The following is a 17,798-nucleotide window of genomic DNA, read 5'->3' as shown; positions in this document are numbered from 1 at the left end:
TGGCCGGTGCCCGGCGGATGGCCGGTGCCCGGCGGGCGGCCGGTGCCCGGCGGGCGGCCGGTGCCCGGCGGATGGCGGGGGTGCCCTGCGGATGGCGGGCGCAGGCGCTCCACGGACAGCGGGCGGATGCGCTCACCCCGCGGCGGGCCGCACCGTCGGCTTCGCGGTGGGGAGGCGGGCGCAGTGGCGGCAGGCTCGGGCCGAGGATGCGATCGTCGCGTGTGAGGCGGCGGCGAGTGCCCCGGCGGAGGCGAGCAGGGGCCAGTCCGTGGCCAGGGCGGCGGCCGTCGCGAGGGCGAGCGCCGAGGCCGCCATGGCTCCGCTGGCGGTGGTGCCGGCCCAGGCGACCACGAGCGGGAGCGGCACCCGGTCCGGCGTCGGCAGCCGGCGGGCGAGGCTGCCGGTGGCGGCCAGGGTCACCGCGGCGAGCACCGCGGCGACGGTCGCGACGAAGGCCAGGTGGACGGCGACCAGCTGGGCCGTGCGCGGCAGCTGCCAGGCCAGGTCGTGGCCCGCGGTCCTCGCCAGGTACCAGCAGCCGACCAGGAAGGGCGCGGTGAGCGTGACGGCACGTGCGGTGTGCCGGGCCTGGACGACGGTCAGCTCCCGCTGGCAGCTGGCCAGGAGTTCGTCGACGGTCCCGAACTCCCGTACCGCCTGGCGGGCCGCCTCCTCCTCGGGAAGCCCCGCGTCGGCGTACGCCGCGGCCGTGTCGGCGAGGCCGTCCCGTACCTCGTCGACGAGCCGCGCCTTGGCCTTGGCGGGGCCGTGCAGGGCGGCGGTCAGCTCGGCCGCGTACTCCTGGATGAGCCGGCCGGTGGCGCTCACGTCGCGAGCCCGGGACGCGCGCCGCCGGGGTTCAGGACCGAGCCGATCGCCGCGGTGAACTCGCTCCACGCCGCCCGCTCCCCCGCCAGGGTCGCCCGCCCCGCGTCCGTCAACTCATAGCACCGGCGCCGCCGTTCGCCCGACGACTGCCAGCTGCTGCTGAGCAGTCCGAGCCGCTCCAGGCGGTTCAGCGCGGGGTAGATCGTGCCCGTACGCAGCTCCAGTACGCCGCCGCTGCGGCGCTGCACCGCGGCGATGATCGCGTATCCGTGCAGCGGGCCCGGCTCCAGTACGGCCAGCAGCAGTCCGTCGAGGTGCCCTCGCACCGCATCCGCCTTCATGAGTAGGCAGCCTACACAAAGTCTGCATAGGCAGTGTATGTATTGGCAGCCAACCTATTCGGGTTCGTCGTCCGCCCTGGAGGCCCCGCCGTGACCAAGCTGCTGTTGTCCGTACACGTCCTCGTGGCGATCCTGGCCGTCGGGTCGATCACCGTGGCCGCGTCGATGTTCCCGCGCCAGGCGCTGCGGGCGATCGGCGGCGAGGAGCCGGGGGTCGCCGCGCTCCTGCACCGGGTCTGCCGCGGCTACGCGGTCGCGGGCATCGCCGTGCCGGTGTTCGGCATCGCGACCGGCGCCCAGCTGGGCGTCCTCGGTGACGCGTGGCTGATCGTCTCGCTCGTCCTGACGGCGGGCGCGGCGGCGCTGCTGGCGCTCGTCATCCTGCCCGGACAGCGGAGCCTGCTCGCGGCGGTGGCGGAGAAGGAGCCGGAGAAGGGGGCGGCGTCACGCGAGGCGGAGACGGCGGCGGCGGCGCGGCCCGTCGCCGCCCGGCTGGCGATGCTCACCGGCGTCTTCAACCTCCTCTGGGCGATCGTCGTGGTCCTGATGATCGTCCGCCCCGGCTCCACCACCGGGGCGTGAGAACCATGCGCACCCTACGCATCGCGGCCACCGCCGAGGCCGCCTCGCTCGTCCTCCTGCTGGTCAACCTGTTCACCGTCCACGCGCCCGCGCTCTCGGCCCTCCTCGGCCCGCTGCACGGCACGGCGTATCTCGTCGTCATCGCCACGACGTGGACGGTTCCGTCGGCCGCGTCGCCGGGCGCCCGTTGGCGCGCCCTCGTCCCGGGCGTCGGCGGGCTGCTCGCCCTGCGCCGGGTCGAGGGCCGTGCCCCCGCGCACCGACCCTGACCTACGCCACTTGCGCCGCCTGCTCCTCCCGATCCCGGAGCGCCCGTATGAGTGCCTGGGCGCGGGGGTCCGCCGTGACGCCCAGCCACTGTCAGCCGCCGATTCCCTGCCCTACGCCCTTCACTGTCTTCGGATCGAAGCCGAAGGGCAGTTCCAGGCGGTGTGCGCTCATCAGGGTCTCGTCGGCGAGGAGTTCGCCCGTCGGGCCGTCCGCGGCGATCGTGCCCTCGCTGAGGACGAGGGCGCGGGGGCAGAGTTCCATCGCGTACGGCAGGTCGTGCGTGACCATCAGGACGGTGATGTCCAACGACCGCAGGATGTCGGCCAGTTCGCGGCGCGCGGCCGGGTCGAGGTTGGAGGAGGGCTCGTCGAGGACGAGGATCTCCGGCTCCATCGCGAGCACCGTCGCGACCGCGACCCTGCGGCGCTGCCCGAAGGAGAGGTGGTGCGGGGGGCGGTCCGCGAAGTCCGCCATGCCGACCTGGGACAGGGCCTTCAGCACGCGGGCCTCCAGCTCCGGGCCGCGCATCCCGGCCGCCGCGGGGCCGAACGCCACGTCCTCGCGGACCGTCGGCATGAACAGCTGGTCGTCCGGGTCCTGGAAGACGATGCCGACCCTGCGGCGGATCTCGGCCATGTGCTTCTTGCCGACGGGCAGCCCGGCGACGGTCACCGTGCCCGCGCCGGCGGTCAGGATGCCGTTCAGATGCAGGACGAGGGTCGTCTTGCCCGCGCCGTTCGGCCCGAGCAGCGCGACGCGCTCGCCGCGTCCGACGCGGAAGTCGACGCCGAAGAGGGCCTGGTGCCCGTCGGGGTAGGCGAAGGCGAGGCCGGTCACTTCCAGCGAGGGTGCTGCGGTCACAGGGTCCATCCCAACAGGCATATGACGAGAGCGGCGAACGGAAGGGTCAACGCGTACGTCCACTGGGCGCGGTCCGCGGTCACCTCGTCGATGACCGGCATCGACCCGGAGTAGCCCCGGCTGACCATCGCCAGGTGCACCCGCTCCCCACGCTCGTACGAGCGGATGAAGAGCGCGCCCGCGGACTTGGCGAGGACGCCCCACTGCCGCACGCCCCGCGCCTCGAAGCCGCGCGAATCCCGGGCGATCTTCATGCGGCGCATCTCGTCCGTGATGACGTCGCCGTACCGGATCATGAACGAGGCGATCTGGACGAGCAGCGGAGGGAGCTTCAGCCGCTGGAGCCCGAGGAGCAGTGCGCGCAGCTCGGTCGTGGACGCGAGCAGCACGGAGGCGGCGACGCCGAGCGTCCCCTTGGCCAGGACGTTCCAGGCGCCCCAGAGGCCGTTCACGCTCAGGGACATGCCGAGCACGTCGACGCGCTCGCCCTGCGCGACGAACGGCATCAGGACGGCGAAGGCCACGAACGGGACCTCGATCAGCAGCCGCTTGAGAAGAAACCCGGCGGGGACGCGGGCCGCGTACGCGACGGTGGCCAGCAGTACGGCGTAGAGCCCGAAGGCCCACATCGCCTCGCGCGGCGTGGAGACGACCACGATCACGAAGCAGAAGACGGCGGCGAGCTTGGTGTGCGGAGGCAACACGTGCACCGCCGAATGACCGCGCCGGTAGAGCCGGTGGGCGTGGCCGGCACCCATGTCAGGCCTTCTCGGGGGCGGAGGGCTCGGGCTCTACCGGAGAATCCTCGGACGCGGAGGCGCCGGACGCGGAAGCCCCGGACGGGGAGGCGCCGGGCATGGGAGCACCGGACGGAGAGGCGCCGGACGGAGAGGCGCCGGGCGTGGGAGCGCCGGACGGGGAGGCGCCGGACGGGGAGGCCCCGGACGGGGAGGCGCCGGACGCGGAAGCCCCGGACGGAGAGGCGCCGGACGCGGAAGCCCCGGACGCAGGAGCGCCGGGCAGGGAGGCCTCGGCCGCGGAAGCACCGGACGGGGAGGCCTCGGCCGCGGAAGCACCGGGCACCGCCGTCGTCGACGTCGGCCCCGCAGCCCCCGTCCGTCGACGCCGCAGCGTCCAGAACACCGCCGTCCCCGCCACGACCGTGACGCCCACGCCGATCACGCCCGCCAGGCCGCCGGAGAGGCGGGCGTCGGTGATGTTCTTGATGCCGTAGTCGGCGAGGGGCGAGTCCGCGGTCGCGTGGATCTCGGCCTTCTTGTCGATGCCCTTGTCGTGGGCGACCTTCTCCAGGCCGTCGGGGTTCGACGAGGCGTAGAAGCTGACGAAGCCCGCGAGGACGAGGGAGGCGGCGAGGCCCGCGAGCCAGACCTTCCGGTGCGAGCGGGCGGCGACGGGGGCCGGTTCGGCGGCCGGCGCGTCCACCAGTTCCCCGCCGACCCGCAGCTTCAGCGGCCGGGTCAGGCCCCGCGCCCCGTACACGAGGTCGGGCCGTACGGCGATGACCGCGCCCACGGTGAGCGCGGTGATCGCGGCCTCGCCGACGCCGATGAGGACGTGGACGCCGACCATGGCGGTGGCGACCTTGCCGAGGGAGACGTCGGTGGTGCCGCCCACCGCGTAGATGAGGGTGAAGGCGACCGCGGCGGCGGGCACGGAGAGCAGCGCCGCGACGAAGGAGGCGACGGTGACCGAGCGGCGGCCGCGCGGCAGGACCTTCACCAGGCCGCGGAAGACGAGATAGGCGACGACGGTGGTGACGATCGCCATGTCGGAGATGTTGACGCCGAGCGCGGTCAGGCCGCCGTCCGCGAAGAGGACGCCCTGCATGAGCAGTACGACGGAGACGCAGAGGACCCCGGTGAAGGGGCCGACGAGTATCGCGGCGAGCGCACCGCCGAGCAGATGCCCGCTGGTCCCGGCCGCGACCGGGAAGTTCAGCATTTGCACCGCAAAGATGAAGGCGGCCACCAGACCGGCGAGCGGGGCCGTCCGCTCGTCCAGTTCGCGCCGCGCGCCCTTGAGGCTGACCGCCACCGCGCCCGCGGCGACGAGACCGGCCGCCGCGGAGACGGGGGCATTGATGAATCCGTCGGGGACATGCATGCGCGCACTCCTGGGCAGGGGCCCTTGCAGGGAGGGCAGATCGCTCGTGAACCGTTCGATGTTCGATGACATGACGCTCGTGAACCGTTCAATGATAGGGCCTTGTTGCGAACGGTTTGCAAGAGCACTGAGGTCCCGGTACGGCCACGCCCCCCGGGTGCGCCCCGCGCGCCCCCTCAGGGCAGCTTTCCGTACATATGGGACATTAGTGTCGAAGTAGAGGAAGTATTCGCACGTGGAGGAGTTCAGCGATGTCCGCAGTCGAGCAGTACGCACGGGCCCACCTCGTCACGGACTCCTCCGAGGGGCACCGCGCCGTCCCCGTCGTCCTGCGCTACGACCCGGAGGCCGACCCGCAAACGGTGCGGATCGGCCTCCCGGGTTCCCACGAGTGGGTCTTCGCGCGGCATCTGCTCGAAGAGGGCCTACGCGGCCCCGTCACCGCCGGCGACATGCACGTCTGGCCGTGCGGGCGGGTGCAGACGGTCGTGGAGCACCACGCGCGGGACGGGGTGACGGTCGTCCAGTTCGACGCCTCGGCGCTGATCCGCTTCCTGCGCCGTACGTACGCGGCCGCCACCCCGGTCACCCACTGAGCCCGGCAACCCCCGGGGCCGGACGTGGGCCGGACGCGTCAGACGCGCACCATCTCCCGGTCCGCGTCCGGATCGGCGTCCTTCTCGGCCGCCGTACGCAGCCCCTCACCCTCGACGTCGACGTTCGGCAGCGCGCGGTCCAGCCACTTCGGCAGCCACCACGCCTTGTCGCCGAGCAGTGCGAGGACGGCGGGCACCAGCGCCATACGGACCACGAACGCGTCGAAGAAGACCGCGATCGCGAGGCCGAAGCCGATCATCTTGACCATCTGCTCGCCGGACCCGATGAAGCCCGCGAACACCGCGATCATGATGACGGCCGCCGCCGAGACCACCCGGGCCCCGTGCCGGAAGCCGGTCACGACCGCCTGGCCGGGCCGCTCCCCGTGGACGTACGCCTCCCGCATCCGCGTCACGAGGAAGACCTCGTAGTCCATCGCCAGGCCGAAGACCACGCCCACCATGAAGATCGGCATCATCGACATGATCGGGCCGGTCTGCTCCACGCCGAAGAGCGAGCCGAGCCAGCCCCACTGGAAGACCGCGACGACCGCGCCGAGGGCCGCGAGGACCGAGAGCAGGAAGCCGAGGGCCGCCTTGAGCGGGACCAGGATCGAACGGAACACGACGATCAGGAGCAGGAAGGCCAGGCCGACGACCAGGGCCAGATAGGGCAGCAGGGCGTCGTTGAGCTTCTGCGAGACGTCGATGTTCATGGCGGTGGTGCCGGTGACCATGATCTCGGCACCGGTGTCGGACGTGACCTTCGCGCCGGTGTCGCGGATCGAGTGGACCAGGTCCTCCGTCTCGACGCCGCTGGGCTTGGAGGACGGCACGACGCTGATGATCGCGGTGTCGCCGGCCTCGCTGAACATCGGCGGGGCCACGGTCAGGACGTCGTCGAGGCCCGAGATCGTCTTGGTGATCCGCTGCGCGGCGGCCTCCGGGTCGTCGGCGCCCTTGAGGTCACCGACGACCATCAGGGGGCCGTTGAAGCCCGGCCCGAAGCCGTCCGAGACCAGGTCGTACGCCTTGCGCTGCGTCGTGGACGTCGGCTGCGCGCCGTCGTCCGGCAGCCCGAGCTCCAGCTGCGAGACCGGGATGGCCGCGGCGCCCAGGCCCACGATGCCGACGAGCAGCACCGCGATCGGGCGGCGTACGACGAAGCGGGCCCAGCGGGTGCCCATGTTCGGCTTCTCATCCCCGGTGGCCGCCTCCTTGGCACCGCCGAACAGCCTGCTCTTCTCCCCCATCGGCATGACCCGCCTGCCCGCGTACCCGAGCAGCGCCGGGATGAGGGTCAGCGCGATGAGGACGGCGATGACGACCGTGCCGGCCGCGGCGAAGCCCATCTTGGTGAGCATCGGGATGTTGACCACGGCGAGGCCGACCAGCGCGATGACCACGGTGAGCCCGGCGAAGACGACCGCGGAGCCCGCGGTGCCGACGGCTCGGCCCGCCGCCTCCTCGCGGTCGCGGCCGTCGGCGAGTTCGCCGCGGTAGCGCGAGACGATGAAGAGCGCGTAGTCGATGCCGACCGCGAGGCCGATCATCATGGCGAGCGTCGAGGTGGTGGTGCCGAGGTCCAGGGCGCTCGCGAGCGCGGTGATCGACGAGACGCCGATGCCGACACCGATCAGCGCGGTGAGCAGCGGAAGCCCGGCGGCGATCAGCGAACCGAAGGTGATGACGAGGACGACCGCCGCGACCGCGATGCCGATGATCTCGGTGGACCCGGTCTCCGGCATGGCCTGCAGCGCGTCACCGCCGACCTCGACCGTGAGTCCGGACTCGCGCGCCTCGTCGGTGGTCTTCTCCAGCGCGTCGCGGTCCTCGTCGGTCAGCTCCATCGAGGTGACCTTGTACGAGACAGAGGCGTACGCCGTGGAGCCGTCCTTGCTGACGGTCTTGGCCTGGAAGGGGCTGTCCGCGCGGGCCACGTGGTCCGAGCCGGACTTGAGGGCGCCGACGGTCTTGACGATCTCGGCCTTGTTGGCCGGGTCCGTCACCTTCTCGCCGTCGGGCGCCTTGAAGACGACGCGGGCGCTGGCGCCGTCGGCGCTGGCCTCGGGGGCGCGCTTCTCCAGGAGGTCGAAGGCCTTCTGCGCCTCCGTGCCCGGTATGGAGAAGGAGCTGGAAGCGGCGGTGGGCGCGGACGCCGCGCCGACCCCGGCGAGGGTCAGGAGCGCCACCCATATGAGGGCGACGAAGTGGCGTCGCCGGAAGGCGAGTTTGCCGAGTTTGTAAAGGAAAGTGGCCACGAGGGCGTACTCCCGGTCAGGTCGTGGTGTCCGGATTGGGCAGGGGGGATCAGCCCGACGACGTGAGCGGTGGCGCGTCAGGTACGGGGTCGGGGGCGAGGGGCGAAGGGCGAGGGGTGGGTCAGACGCCGAGAGCGGGGAGAATCACGGCATCGACGTACGAGGCGAGGAACGCGCGGTCGACCGGGCGGTCCTCGATGAGGTCCCGGGCGACGAAACCGCCGACCATCATGTGGACGACGTACTCCAACGCCGGATTGTCCGCGGCGACCTCACCGCGCTCCACCGCTCTGCGCAGCAGGTCGCTCAGGCCGGTCAGCTCCGGCTCTATGAGCAGGTTCCGCAGCGCCTGGTGGAGTTCGGGGTTGTCGTGGACGGCATGGAACAGGCCCCGCATCAGCGCGGCGTCCTTCTCCATCTGGCAGTCGTCCGAGCGGTTCACCATCTCGTTCAGGTCGCCGCGCAGCGATCCGGTGTCGATGTCCGCCAGGGACACCGGCTTGTTGTGGCGCAGCGCCTTGGCGACCAGCTCGGGCTTGCTCCCCCACTGGCGGTAGAGGGTGGCCTTGCTGGAGCGCGTACGGGCGGCCACGGCGTCCATGGTGAGGGCGTCGTAACCGACCTCGCGGAGCAGGTCGAGCACGGCCTCGTACAGCTCGGCCTCGCGCTCGGGCGTGATCCTGCTGCGCCGCGTCGTCGCCGCGTCAGCCATGGTCCGCACCTCCTGCCCTCTGAACGAAACGGTTTCGTACGCCATGACTGTACGTCGGCCCTTAACGAAACGAAACCGTTTCGTACGTGTGCTGCGTCACGCCCCCGGCCACGAGTTGCCGGGGTCCCCGGAGCGGAAAAGCATGGTGAGGTGACCGATGAGCGCGACGATGCCCAGGCAGAGCAGACGGACCAGGCAGACCAGGTAGACCCGGCGGACCAGGCAGAGCAGACAGAGCAGGCGGACCAGGCAGAGAACGGCTATCTGCGATTCCCCCACCTCAGCGGCGACCGCCTCTGTTTCGCCGCCGAGGACGACCTGTGGGTGGCTCCCCTCACCCCCGAGGGGGGCCCGGCCGACCGGGCCTGGCGGCTCACCGTCGACCGGACCAAGGTGGGCCACCCCCGCTTCTCGCCCGACGGCCGCCACATCGCGTACACGACCTGGCGCAGCCTCGACCCGGAGATCCATCTCGCGCCGGTGGGCGGCGGGCCCTCGCGCCGTCTGACCTACTGGGGCAGCACCGACACCCGGGTCTGCGGCTGGTCCCCCGACGGCGACGTCCTCGCCGTCTCCTCGCACGGCCAGCCCTTCTCGCACTTCTGCTGGGCCTACAGCGTGCCCGTCGACGGCTCCCCCGGCGGCAAGCTGCCCTGGGGCCCGGTCGCCGACATCGCGATCACCGACACCCTCGCCGACGGCGACTGCGACCGCAAGACGCTGCTCCTGACGGGCAAGCCGCCCCACGAACCGGCCGCCTGGAAGCGGTACCGGGGCGGGGCGACGGGGCGCCTGTGGATGCACGGCGAGCAGATCCTCGGCCACCTCGACGGGCACCTCGACTCACCCATGTTCGTGGCCGGGCGCATCGCGTTCCTCTCCGACCACGAAGGCGTCGGCAACCTCTACTCCTGTCTGCCCGACGGCTCCGACCTGCGGCGCCACACCGACCACGACGCCTTCTACGCCCGGCACGCCGCCAGCGACGGCACGCGCGTCGTCTACCAGTGCGCGGGCGACATCTGGCTGGTCGACGGGCTCGCCGCGGACTCCGTGCCGCGCCGCCTCGACGTGCGGCTCGGCGGGCCGCGCGCGGGACGGCGGGTCTATCAGGTTCCGGCCGCGCAGCACCTCGACGCGCTCTCCGTGGACACGACGGGGCGGGCCAGCGCCGTCGTGGTGCGCGGCAGCCTCTACTGGCTGACCCACCGGGACGGCCCGGCGCGCACCATCGCCGACACGCCGGGCGTACGCGTCCGCCTCCCCGAGATGCTCGGCACCGGCGGTCAGGTCGCGTACGTCACCGACGCGGTCGGCGAGGACGCCGTCGAGGTCGCCTACCTGCCGCGCGCCACCGGCGACCGCCCGCCGCGCAGGCTGGCGGGCGGAGAACTCGGCCACATCCTGGAAATGGTGTCCGACCCCGAGGGCGAGCGGCTCGCCATCGCCTCGAACGACGGCCGCCTCCTGCTCCTCACGGTGTCCGACGAGGCGGGCACCGCGGAGCTGAACCGCCAGATCCATGAGCTGGGGGAGATCCGTGAGGCCGCGGACACGGCACAGGAGGGCCGTGGCGAGGTCACCGAGCTGATCCGTTCCGTCAACGGGCCCGTCCGGGACCTCGCCTTCTCCCCCGACGGGAAGTGGCTGGCCTGGTCCCACCCCGGCATCGGCCGCTCCCTGCGGCAGATCAAGCTGGCCCGCATCGCGGGACCCGGCCCCCGCACGATCGTCGACGTCACCAATGGCCGCTTCGAGGACGAGAACCCCGTCTTCACCCGCGACGGCCGCTACCTCGCCTTCCTCTCCTGGCGCGGCTTCGACCCCGTCTACGACGTGCACACCGGCGACCTGTCCTTCCCCCTGGGCTGCCGCCCCTACCTCGTACCCCTCTCCTCGGCGACCCCTTCCCCCTTCGCGCTGCTGCCCGACGGGCGCCCGGCGGCGGGCGGCCTCGACCCGGCGGACAGCGGCGAGAGCGACGGCACGACGACCGTCGAGACCGAGGGCCTGGAGGCGCGGGTCACGCCTTTCCCCGTCACCGCGTCGAAGTACTCGGCCCTGCACCCCGTCAGCGGCGGCGGCCTGGTCTGGCTGCGCTGGCCGATCTCGGGCGCGCTCGGCGAGACCTTCGTCAACCCGGCCGACACCTCGGGCCGCCCCACCCTGGAGCACTTCAACATCGCCAAGGCGAAGAAGTCCCAGCTCGTCGAGCACCTGGACTGGTTCGCGCCGAGCGGCGACGGCTCACGCCTCGTGGTCGTCGACGAGGGCGACCTGAGTGCCGTGCCCGCCACCGAGCAGGGCGACAGCGACACGACGGTCTGGATCGACCTGCGCCGCATCCTGCACGAGGCCGACCCGGCCGCCGAGTGGCGCCAGGCGTACGAGGAGGCGGGCCGCATCATCCGCGCCTACTTCTGGGACCCGCTGATGTGCGGCATCGACTGGGACGGGGTGCTCGCGCAGTACCGCCCGCTGGTCGAACGCGTCGCGTCCCCGGACGAGTTCGCGGACCTGCTGCGGGAGGTCCTCGGTGAACTGGGCACCTCCCACGCGTACGTCTCCCAGGCCCGCCGCAACGAGGGCCCGCCCCACTACCAGCGCGCGATGGGCCTGCTCGGCGCGAACCTCGTACACCGGGACGGCGGCTGGACCGTCAAACGGATCCTGCCGGGCGACTCCTCCGACTCCAAGGCGCGCTCCCCGCTGGCCGGCTCGGGCATCCGCGAGGGCGCCGTCCTCACGCACGTCGACGGCCGCCCGGTCGACCCCGTGGCCGGGCCCTACCCCCTCCTCGCGGCGGCGGGCGGCACGACCGTCGAGCTGACGTTCCGCCCGGCGGAGGGCGGGGGGCGCGCGCGGCGCGTCGCGATCGTCCCCCTCGTCAACGAACGCCCCCTGCGCTATCAGGACTGGGTGGCCAAACGCCGCGAAGTCGTAAGGGAGTTGAGCGGCGGCAAGTGCGGCTATCTGCACATCCCCGACATGGGCGGCTCGGGCTGGGCCCAGTTCAACAGGGATCTGCGCCTTGAGGTGTCGCGGCCCGCTCTCATCGTGGACGTGCGCGGCAACGCGGGCGGCCACATCAGCGAGCTGGTCGTGGAGAAGCTCACCCGCAAGATCCTCGGCTGGGACCTCACGCGCAACGCCCAGCCCGTCTCCTACGCCTCCAGCGCGCCGCGCGGCCCGGTCGTGGCGCTGGCCGACGAGGCGACGTCCTCGGACGGCGACATGATCACGGCGGCCTTCAAGCTGCTCGGGCTCGGCCCGGTCGTCGGGCAGCGCACCTGGGGCGGCGTGGTCGGCATGACGGGGCGGCACCGGCTCGGTGACGGGACGGTGATCACGGTGCCGATGAACGCGGGCTGGTTCGACGCGTACGGCTGGTCCGTGGAGAACCACGGCGTGGCCCCGGACCTGGAGGTCCTGCGCACGCCGCTGGACTGGGCGGAGGGGCGGCACGCCCAACTCGACGACGCGGTGAGGCTGGCGCTGGACCTCCTCGACCGGCACCCGGCGGCGGCCCCGCCGGGCTACTCGGACGTCCCGGACCGCCGCCGCCCACCGCTGCCGCCCCGATTCTGACTCTCCGTACTTGATCGAAATGCGTGAGGTGTCCGCCCATGTAAATCTGGTCGAGCCCCAACCCCCTCACCCACAACGGGAGTGAATCGCATGGGCATCAAGGACCAGTTCCAGGACAAGGCCAACGACCTCGCCGACAAGGCGCGCGACCGCGCCTCGGACCGCCAGGACCAGGCGCGCGAGCGCGGCACGCGGGCCCGGGACGAGGCGTCGGAGCGGTCCTCGCAGGCCCAGGACCGGGCCCGTGACGCGGCGCGCGAGCGGCAGGACACGTTCGACCTGGACTACGACGCCTGACGCCGCGGCTACTTGAGCGAAGGAGGCCCCCGGGACGCCGGGGGCCTCCTGCTGTTCACCGGTGACCGCCGCGGGTCAGCCCCCGGTCAGCCCCCGGCCCGCGCCCGCTCGTCCGCCGAGCCGCCCGCCCCGACCAGCCCGGTCGAAACGCTCCCGAGCCGCGGCTCGAAGCGCCGCATCTCGCGCCGGCCGACCGCGCCGATCACCCCCGGCAGGTAGCCGCGTATGCCCTGCATGCCCCGCAGCCACCACTGCGCGTACACATGGCTGGAGCGCCGCTCGATCCCGGCGACGATCCTGTCCACCGCGGGACCCAGCGGATACGTCTTGTTGGACGGCCACGGCAGCCGCTGCCGCAGCTCCCGCATCACGTCGTCCTGGTCCGCGCCCCGCACCATGTCGGTGTCCGTCCAGGACAGATAGCCGACGCCGACCTTGACGCCCTTGTAGCCGACCTCGGCCCGCAGCGCGTGCGCGTACGCCTCGACGCCCGACTTCGACGCGCAGTACGCCGTCATCATCGGCGCCGGCGTGATCGCGGCGAGCGAGGCGATCTGGAGCAGATAGCCGCGGCTCTCCATCAGGACGGGCAGGAAGGCCCGTCCGGTGACCGCGCTGCCGATGAGGTTGACCTCGATGACCCGGCGCCACGCGTCGGGGTCGGACTCCATGAACGGCCCGCCGCTCGCCACGCCCGCGTTCGCGACGACGATGTCGACCTTCCCGAAGCGCTCCTTGACCTCCTGCGCGACCCGGGCCATCGCCACATGGTCGGTGACGTCCGCGTGCCAGTGGTCGGACTCTGTGTGCAGACGCTGCGCGACCTGCTTCAACTCGTCCGGTTCCAGGCCCACGAGTGCGACCTTCGCGCCGCGCGCGGACAGTTTGCGCGCGAGCAGTTCGCCGACTCCGCGCGCCGCGCCCGTGACGACCGCGACCTGCCCCTCCAGGCTGACCCTGCTCATGCGCCCTCCTTCACCTGTACGTGCTTCGGCTGTACGTGCTTCGGCTGTACGTACGTTTCCACGAGTTCCGTTATGCGCGCCGTGACGGCCTCCGGTGCCTCGATGGGCGTCATGTGCCCGACCCCGGCCAGCTCGGTGAGCCCCACGCACCGGGGCAGCGCGTCCGCGATCCGCCGCGCGTGCACGACGGGCGTGAGCCGGTCGGCCAGACCGGCGAGGACGGCGGTGGGCGCCTTCAACGCCGCGACCTCGACGTCCAGTTCGAGCGTGCCCAGCACATGGGACCAGCCGTGGCGTACGGCCGTCGGGCACGCGTGCACGATCCGCGCGCACGCGTCGACCTTGTCCGGCGCCGCGCCGGGCCCCATGGTCCCGTACTTGAGGATCCGCTTGGCCAGCGGCGTGACCGGCCCGAGCGGCGCCCGCGAGCCGAGTACGGACCGCGTGACGCGCGTCCGCACCCGCCCCGCCCGCAGCGGCACCACCAGCGACTCGGCGACCAGGCTCGAACTGCCCGTGCTGCACAGCAGGACGGCAGCCGTGTGCTCCCGCACCCGGTCGCGTCCGCCCGCGGCCATGATGGTCATGCCGCCCATGGAGTGGCCGACGAGCACGGCCCGTTCGCCCGGCGCGAGCGTCGCCGCGAGGACCGCTTCGAGGTCGTCGGCGAGCGCCCGCGTGCTGTACCCGTCGGCGTCCGCGGGCGCGGCGCTGCGCCCGTGCCCCCGCTGGTCGTACGTGATCACCCGGTGGCCGGCGCCGAGCGCGCGTATCTGCGCGGCCCAGAAGGCCGTCGAGCACGTCCACCCGTGCGCGAGCACCACGGCGGGCGCTCCGTCGGGCCCGTGCGCCTCGACGTGGATACGGGCTCCGTCCGCGGAGACGGCGGTCAGTTCACGGGCGGCGGCGGGCGGCGCGTAGGGTCCGCTCACCGCGTGGGTCAGCCGGCTCATGTCCCTGCCTCCACCTTGGCGCTCGCGGGCTTCCCGGCGGGGGAGGACGGCGCCGCCTTCGGCGCCCGCAGCACCTCGTACTCGGAGAGGTCGACCCGCCGCGTCGCCGCCCTGAACTCGGTGGTGGTGCCGGGCCAGACCGTGGTGTTGACGCCGTTCGCGTCGAGGTACCAGCTGTTGCAGCCGCCGGTGTTCCACACGGTGCGCTTCATCCGCTCCTGCACCCGGCGGTTCCACGCGCTGACGGCGTCGGGCCGGGCGGCGAGCGCGGCGCGCCCGCCGAGGACGTCGAGCTGGCGCAGATAGTCGGCCATGTAGTTCAGCTGGGACTCGATCATCAGGATCATGGAGGAGTTGCCGAGCCCGGTGTTGGGTCCGATGATCGTCATCCAGTTGGGGAAACCGGCCGCGGTCGCGCCGCGCAGCGCGTTCATCCCGCCCTTCCAGCTCTCCATGAGGGTCTGGCCCTCGTCGCCCACCACGCGCTCGGCGATCGGCATGTCCGTGACGTGGAAGCCGGTGCCGAAGATGATCGCGTCGACCTCGGTCCCGGTGCCGTCCGCGGCGACGACGGTGCTGCCGCGCACCTCGGCCAGACCGCTGGCGACGACGTCCACATTGGGCTTGGCGAGCGCCGGATAGTAGGTGTTGGAGAGCAGGATGCGCTTGCAGCCGATGCGGTACGTCGGCGTCAGCTTGGCCCGCAGCGCCGGGTCCTTGATCGCCCGGTACATGTTCCGCTTGGCGAGCTGCTCCACCATGCCGAGTTCGTCGGGCCGCTTGGTGAACGCCTGGACCTGCAACTCCCGGATGCCCCACAGGATCCCGCGCCGCGCCTGCGCGGTGAACGGCAGCTGCCGGTGCAGCCAGCGCTCGGCGCCCGTGATGGGGCGGTCCGCACGCGGCATCACCCACGGGGGCGTGCGCTGGAAGAGGGTGAGCCTGCCGACCCGCTTCTGGATCTCGGGCACGATCTGGATGGCGGAGGCGCCGGTACCGATCATCGCGACGCGCTTGCCGCGCAGGTCGTAGCCGTGGTCCCAGCGGGCGGAGTGGAAGACCTCGCCGGGGAAGGTGTCGATGCCGGGGATGTCCGGGGTCTTGGGGTCGGAGAGCGGCCCGGTGGCGGAGACGACGACGTCGGCGGTGAGGGTCCCGTTGCCGGTCTCGATCTCCCAGCGAAGCTCCGCGGCGTCCCACCGCACCAGCTCGACCTCGGTATTGAGGCGGATGTGCGAGCGCAGCCGGAAGGTGTCGGTGACGCGCTCCAGGTACTCCTGGATGTGCTCCTGCCCCGAGAAGGTACGCGGCCAGTCGGGATTGGGCGCGAAGGAGAACGAGTACAGGTGCGAGGGCACGTCACAGGCGCAGCCCGGGTAGCTGTTGTCACGCCAGGTGCCGCCGACCGCGCCGGCCCGCTCCAGGACGACGAAGTCGGTGATGCCCTCGCGGCGCAGCCGCACGGCGGCCCCGAGGCCACCGAACCCGGAACCGATCACCGCCACCCGTACATGCTCGTGCTCACGCCCCTGCTCAGGGCCACGCTCGCGCTCGGCCATGCCGCCGCCTCCCGAAGTACACGACTCTGCCAGTAACCACTGGCGCAATGGGGAGCGTAGAACACCCTCGTACTGATGGGTAGGGGTCCGGCCGGAGAAAGTTACCGGCGGTACAACATAGGCTTCCCGCGTGGGAGACCTACCTGTGGGCGACAGCAAGAGCGGCGTACGCGAGTACCGCATGGCGGAGTTGGCCAAGGAGGCCGGCATCACCGTGCGCACCGTGCGCTTCTACCGCGAGCGCGGGCTGATCCCGCCACCACGCCGCGAGGGCCGCATCGCCTGGTACGACGAGCACCACCTGGCGAGGCTGCGCACCATCGCCGCCCTCCTGGAGCGCGGCCACACCCTGAACGGCATCGCGGAGCTGGCCGACGCCTTCGAGAAGGGCCGCGACGTCGGCGAACTCCTCGGCCTCGGCGAGCCCACCGAGGAACAGCCGGTCCGCCTCACCCCCGAGGAACTGGCCGACCACTTCGCGGGCGAGGTCACCCCGGAGAACCTCGTCGCCGCCCTCGACCTCGGCTATCTGGGCACCGACGGCGACGAGCTCGTCCACATCAGCCGCCGTCTGCTCGACGCCTCATCCACGCTCGTACGCAAGGGGGTCCCGCTCGCGGCGGTCCTGGAGGCCGGTCAGCGCGTGCGCGAACACGCCGACGCGCTCGCGGAGTTGTTCATCACCGTCATGCGCACCCACACCCCCGACACCGCCGAGGTGGACATCGAGCAGCTGCGCCCGGTGGCCAAGAGCGTGGTGGAGGCGGAGCTGTCGATGGCCCTGGACCGCCGCCTCAAGCAGCCCTGACAGGCATCATCGCGGCAGCCACCAACGCGCCTTGTAGATACCGCCGTTGACGTACTTATAACTACCGGCCGGACGGTGGACGCTCACCGTCGTCGTCCACCATGTCTCGCCGAGCCCGCTCTCCGGCACGGTGGTCACCACCTGCCCGGTGCGCGGATCGTCGCCGACGGCCTTGACGGACTTCCGGGAGATCTCCCCGGCCCCGGCGAAGTCCCGCAGGAAGACCCCGCTGCCGATCTCGTACTGGAAGACGGCCGCGTTCGTCGTCACCCACAGCCGCCCCGGCCGCCCCGCCACGGGGAAGAGATCGTGCCCGCCGGGCGTCCGCCCCGGCGTCCCCACCGGCAGCCCGACCGCGGACGTCCGCGTCAGCACCGGCCGCGCGGCCGTCCCGCCCACCGCGTACGTCACCAGCTCGTCGTCGCCGAGCGCCCACAGCACCCGGCGCCCGCCGTCCCAGTGCAGCCCGTGCGCGCCTTTGAGCCGCGCCTCCGCGTACCGCGTGGCGCGCGGGCCCCGCGACGCCGCGTACAGCCGTACGAGCGCGCCCGTGCTGCACGCGACGGCCACATTGCCGTCGGGCAGGATCTCGGCGCTGTGCGGGTTGAACAGATCGTCGCCAGGCCCGAGCGCCGCACCCCAGTACCGCCTGCCCGTCGGATGCTCGACGACGGCCACGAAACCGAACGACGCCGTCGTCAGGACGTACGTACGCCTCCGGTGCAGCCGCACCTTCGCCTCGCACGGGTACACCCAGCTCACATCCGGGCGGAGGTCCTTGTACCGCGGGTCGCCGAGCGGCGAGAACTCCCACCGCACCGCCGAGGGGTCGACGGCCGGGTCCCACACGCGCCGCCGCGGGTCGAGCACGAGGACGCGCCTGCTCGCCTGCTCGGTCAGCAGCACGGGCGGCGTCCCGGCGGGGACCCCGCCCCCGCTCGCCCCGTACGCCGCCGCGGCGGGCAGCGCCGCCCCGGCCCCGGCGCCCGCGGCGCCCAGCACCACGGCACGTCTCGACAGCAGCGACGACATGAAGTCACCCCGAAGCCTCGG

At 72.5% G+C, this 17,798-nt stretch carries 16 protein-coding genes and 1 pseudogene; 6 read left to right on the top strand and 11 right to left on the bottom strand.

The genetic code is table 11. The features are described 5' to 3' along the window. Positions 1-132 precede the first annotated feature (132 nt). Positions 133-828, bottom strand: a complete 696-nt coding sequence (locus ACWDVB_RS06575; protein WP_451517367.1) for a permease prefix domain 1-containing protein — start codon at positions 826-828, stop codon at positions 133-135. Beyond that, positions 825-1,169: a PadR family transcriptional regulator gene (locus ACWDVB_RS06570; protein WP_451517368.1), complete on the bottom strand. Its 345-nt coding sequence runs from the start codon at positions 1,167-1,169 to the stop codon at positions 825-827. Before ACWDVB_RS06570 ends, ACWDVB_RS06575 begins: the two co-directional genes overlap by 4 nt. A 90-nt stretch (positions 1,170-1,259) precedes the next feature. Between ACWDVB_RS06570 and ACWDVB_RS06565 the strand changes: the two genes are divergently transcribed. Beyond that, positions 1,260-1,751, top strand: coding sequence for a hypothetical protein (locus ACWDVB_RS06565; protein ID WP_451517369.1), 492 nt, complete (start codon positions 1,260-1,262; stop codon positions 1,749-1,751). A 5-nt stretch (positions 1,752-1,756) separates the two neighbouring features. Beyond that, positions 1,757-2,020, top strand: a complete 264-nt coding sequence (locus ACWDVB_RS06560) for a DUF3817 domain-containing protein (RefSeq protein ID WP_451517370.1) — start codon at positions 1,757-1,759, stop codon at positions 2,018-2,020. A gap of 91 nt (positions 2,021-2,111) precedes the next feature. Here the strand turns inward: ACWDVB_RS06560 and ACWDVB_RS06555 are convergent, their stop codons facing one another. The 3 genes and pseudogenes from ACWDVB_RS06555 to ACWDVB_RS06545 form a co-directional block, all read right to left on the bottom strand. Further along, positions 2,112-2,891, bottom strand: a complete 780-nt coding sequence (locus ACWDVB_RS06555) for an energy-coupling factor ABC transporter ATP-binding protein (protein ID WP_451517371.1) — start codon at positions 2,889-2,891, stop codon at positions 2,112-2,114. Beyond that, entirely contained in the window at positions 2,879-3,640 is a 762-nt protein-coding gene (cbiQ, locus tag ACWDVB_RS06550) for a cobalt ECF transporter T component CbiQ (protein ID WP_451517372.1), read from the bottom strand. The genes ACWDVB_RS06555 and cbiQ overlap by 13 nt, the downstream gene beginning before the upstream one ends. Before the next feature lie 328 nt (positions 3,641-3,968). Beyond that, positions 3,969-5,006, bottom strand: a pseudogene (locus ACWDVB_RS06545) (energy-coupling factor ABC transporter permease); the annotation flags it as partial. Positions 5,007-5,257: 251 nt separating this feature from the next. On the opposite strand from ACWDVB_RS06545, the gene ACWDVB_RS06540 reads away from it, so the two are divergent. Then, on the top strand, positions 5,258-5,602 hold the full coding sequence (locus ACWDVB_RS06540) for an SsgA family sporulation/cell division regulator (RefSeq protein ID WP_451517373.1): 345 nt from the start codon (positions 5,258-5,260) through the stop codon (positions 5,600-5,602). A gap of 38 nt (positions 5,603-5,640) precedes the next feature. Here the strand turns inward: ACWDVB_RS06540 and ACWDVB_RS06535 are convergent, their stop codons facing one another. Both ACWDVB_RS06535 and ACWDVB_RS06530 read right to left on the bottom strand, forming a co-directional pair. Next, on the bottom strand, positions 5,641-7,863 hold the full coding sequence (locus tag ACWDVB_RS06535; protein ID WP_451517374.1) for an MMPL family transporter: 2,223 nt from the start codon (positions 7,861-7,863) through the stop codon (positions 5,641-5,643). A 121-nt stretch (positions 7,864-7,984) separates the two neighbouring features. After that, entirely contained in the window at positions 7,985-8,575 is a 591-nt protein-coding gene (locus tag ACWDVB_RS06530) for a TetR/AcrR family transcriptional regulator (RefSeq protein ID WP_451517375.1), read from the bottom strand. Positions 8,576-8,839: 264 nt separating this feature from the next. Here ACWDVB_RS06530 and ACWDVB_RS06525 point away from each other — a divergent pair, with 264 nt between their 5' ends. Beyond that, on the top strand, positions 8,840-12,163 hold the full coding sequence (locus ACWDVB_RS06525) for a S41 family peptidase (protein WP_451517432.1): 3,324 nt from the start codon (positions 8,840-8,842) through the stop codon (positions 12,161-12,163). 90 nt (positions 12,164-12,253) lie between these two features. After that, positions 12,254-12,460, top strand: a complete 207-nt coding sequence (locus ACWDVB_RS06520) for a hypothetical protein (RefSeq protein ID WP_451517376.1) — start codon at positions 12,254-12,256, stop codon at positions 12,458-12,460. An 86-nt stretch (positions 12,461-12,546) separates the two neighbouring features. Here the strand turns inward: ACWDVB_RS06520 and ACWDVB_RS06515 are convergent, their stop codons facing one another. The 3 genes from ACWDVB_RS06515 to ACWDVB_RS06505 are packed head-to-tail and all read right to left on the bottom strand — an operon-like array spanning position 12,547 to position 15,937. Then, entirely contained in the window at positions 12,547-13,425 is an 879-nt protein-coding gene (locus tag ACWDVB_RS06515; protein WP_451517377.1) for an SDR family oxidoreductase, read from the bottom strand. Then, complete coding sequence (locus ACWDVB_RS06510) at positions 13,422-14,378, bottom strand: alpha/beta fold hydrolase (RefSeq protein ID WP_451517378.1); 957 nt, start codon at positions 14,376-14,378, stop codon at positions 13,422-13,424. Before ACWDVB_RS06510 ends, ACWDVB_RS06515 begins: the two co-directional genes overlap by 4 nt. Further along, positions 14,375-15,937 (bottom strand): flavin-containing monooxygenase, encoded by a 1,563-nt coding sequence (locus tag ACWDVB_RS06505; protein WP_451517379.1) that lies wholly within the window; start codon positions 15,935-15,937, stop codon positions 14,375-14,377. The genes ACWDVB_RS06510 and ACWDVB_RS06505 overlap by 4 nt, the downstream gene beginning before the upstream one ends. A gap of 181 nt (positions 15,938-16,118) precedes the next feature. Between ACWDVB_RS06505 and ACWDVB_RS06500 the strand changes: the two genes are divergently transcribed. Then, positions 16,119-16,745 carry a MerR family transcriptional regulator gene (locus ACWDVB_RS06500; protein WP_451517433.1) on the top strand — a complete coding sequence of 209 codons (627 nt, stop codon included), beginning with the start codon at positions 16,119-16,121 and terminating at the stop codon, positions 16,743-16,745. A gap of 6 nt (positions 16,746-16,751) precedes the next feature. On the opposite strand, the gene ACWDVB_RS06495 is transcribed toward ACWDVB_RS06500, so the two are convergent. Further along, the gene (locus ACWDVB_RS06495) at positions 16,752-17,777 is read right to left on the bottom strand and encodes a DUF6528 family protein (protein ID WP_451517380.1); all 1,026 of its coding nucleotides are present in this window, start codon (positions 17,775-17,777) and stop codon (positions 16,752-16,754) included. Positions 17,778-17,798: the final 21 nt, after the last annotated feature.

The sequence above is a fragment of the Streptomyces sp. NPDC003379 genome, from assembly GCF_053589195.1.
Note: the sequence above shows the minus strand (reverse complement) of the source record. Positions and strands in the feature narration are given on the sequence as shown.

Coding starts and splice junctions, on each gene's coding strand:
- ACWDVB_RS06530 (WP_451517375.1), bottom strand. CDS start 8,575: ATGGCTGACGCGGCGACGACGCGGCGCAGCAGGATCACGCCCGAGCGC.
- cbiQ (WP_451517372.1), bottom strand. CDS start 3,640: ATGGGTGCCGGCCACGCCCACCGGCTCTACCGGCGCGGTCATTCGGCG.
- ACWDVB_RS06520 (WP_451517376.1), top strand. CDS start 12,254: ATGGGCATCAAGGACCAGTTCCAGGACAAGGCCAACGACCTCGCCGAC.
- ACWDVB_RS06495 (WP_451517380.1), bottom strand. CDS start 17,777: ATGTCGTCGCTGCTGTCGAGACGTGCCGTGGTGCTGGGCGCCGCGGGC.
- ACWDVB_RS06510 (WP_451517378.1), bottom strand. CDS start 14,378: ATGAGCCGGCTGACCCACGCGGTGAGCGGACCCTACGCGCCGCCCGCC.
- ACWDVB_RS06555 (WP_451517371.1), bottom strand. CDS start 2,891: ATGGACCCTGTGACCGCAGCACCCTCGCTGGAAGTGACCGGCCTCGCC.
- ACWDVB_RS06560 (WP_451517370.1), top strand. CDS start 1,757: ATGCGCACCCTACGCATCGCGGCCACCGCCGAGGCCGCCTCGCTCGTC.
- ACWDVB_RS06500 (WP_451517433.1), top strand. CDS start 16,119: ATGGCGGAGTTGGCCAAGGAGGCCGGCATCACCGTGCGCACCGTGCGC.
- ACWDVB_RS06540 (WP_451517373.1), top strand. CDS start 5,258: ATGTCCGCAGTCGAGCAGTACGCACGGGCCCACCTCGTCACGGACTCC.
- ACWDVB_RS06505 (WP_451517379.1), bottom strand. CDS start 15,937: ATGGCCGAGCGCGAGCGTGGCCCTGAGCAGGGGCGTGAGCACGAGCAT.
- ACWDVB_RS06570 (WP_451517368.1), bottom strand. CDS start 1,169: ATGAAGGCGGATGCGGTGCGAGGGCACCTCGACGGACTGCTGCTGGCC.
- ACWDVB_RS06515 (WP_451517377.1), bottom strand. CDS start 13,425: ATGAGCAGGGTCAGCCTGGAGGGGCAGGTCGCGGTCGTCACGGGCGCG.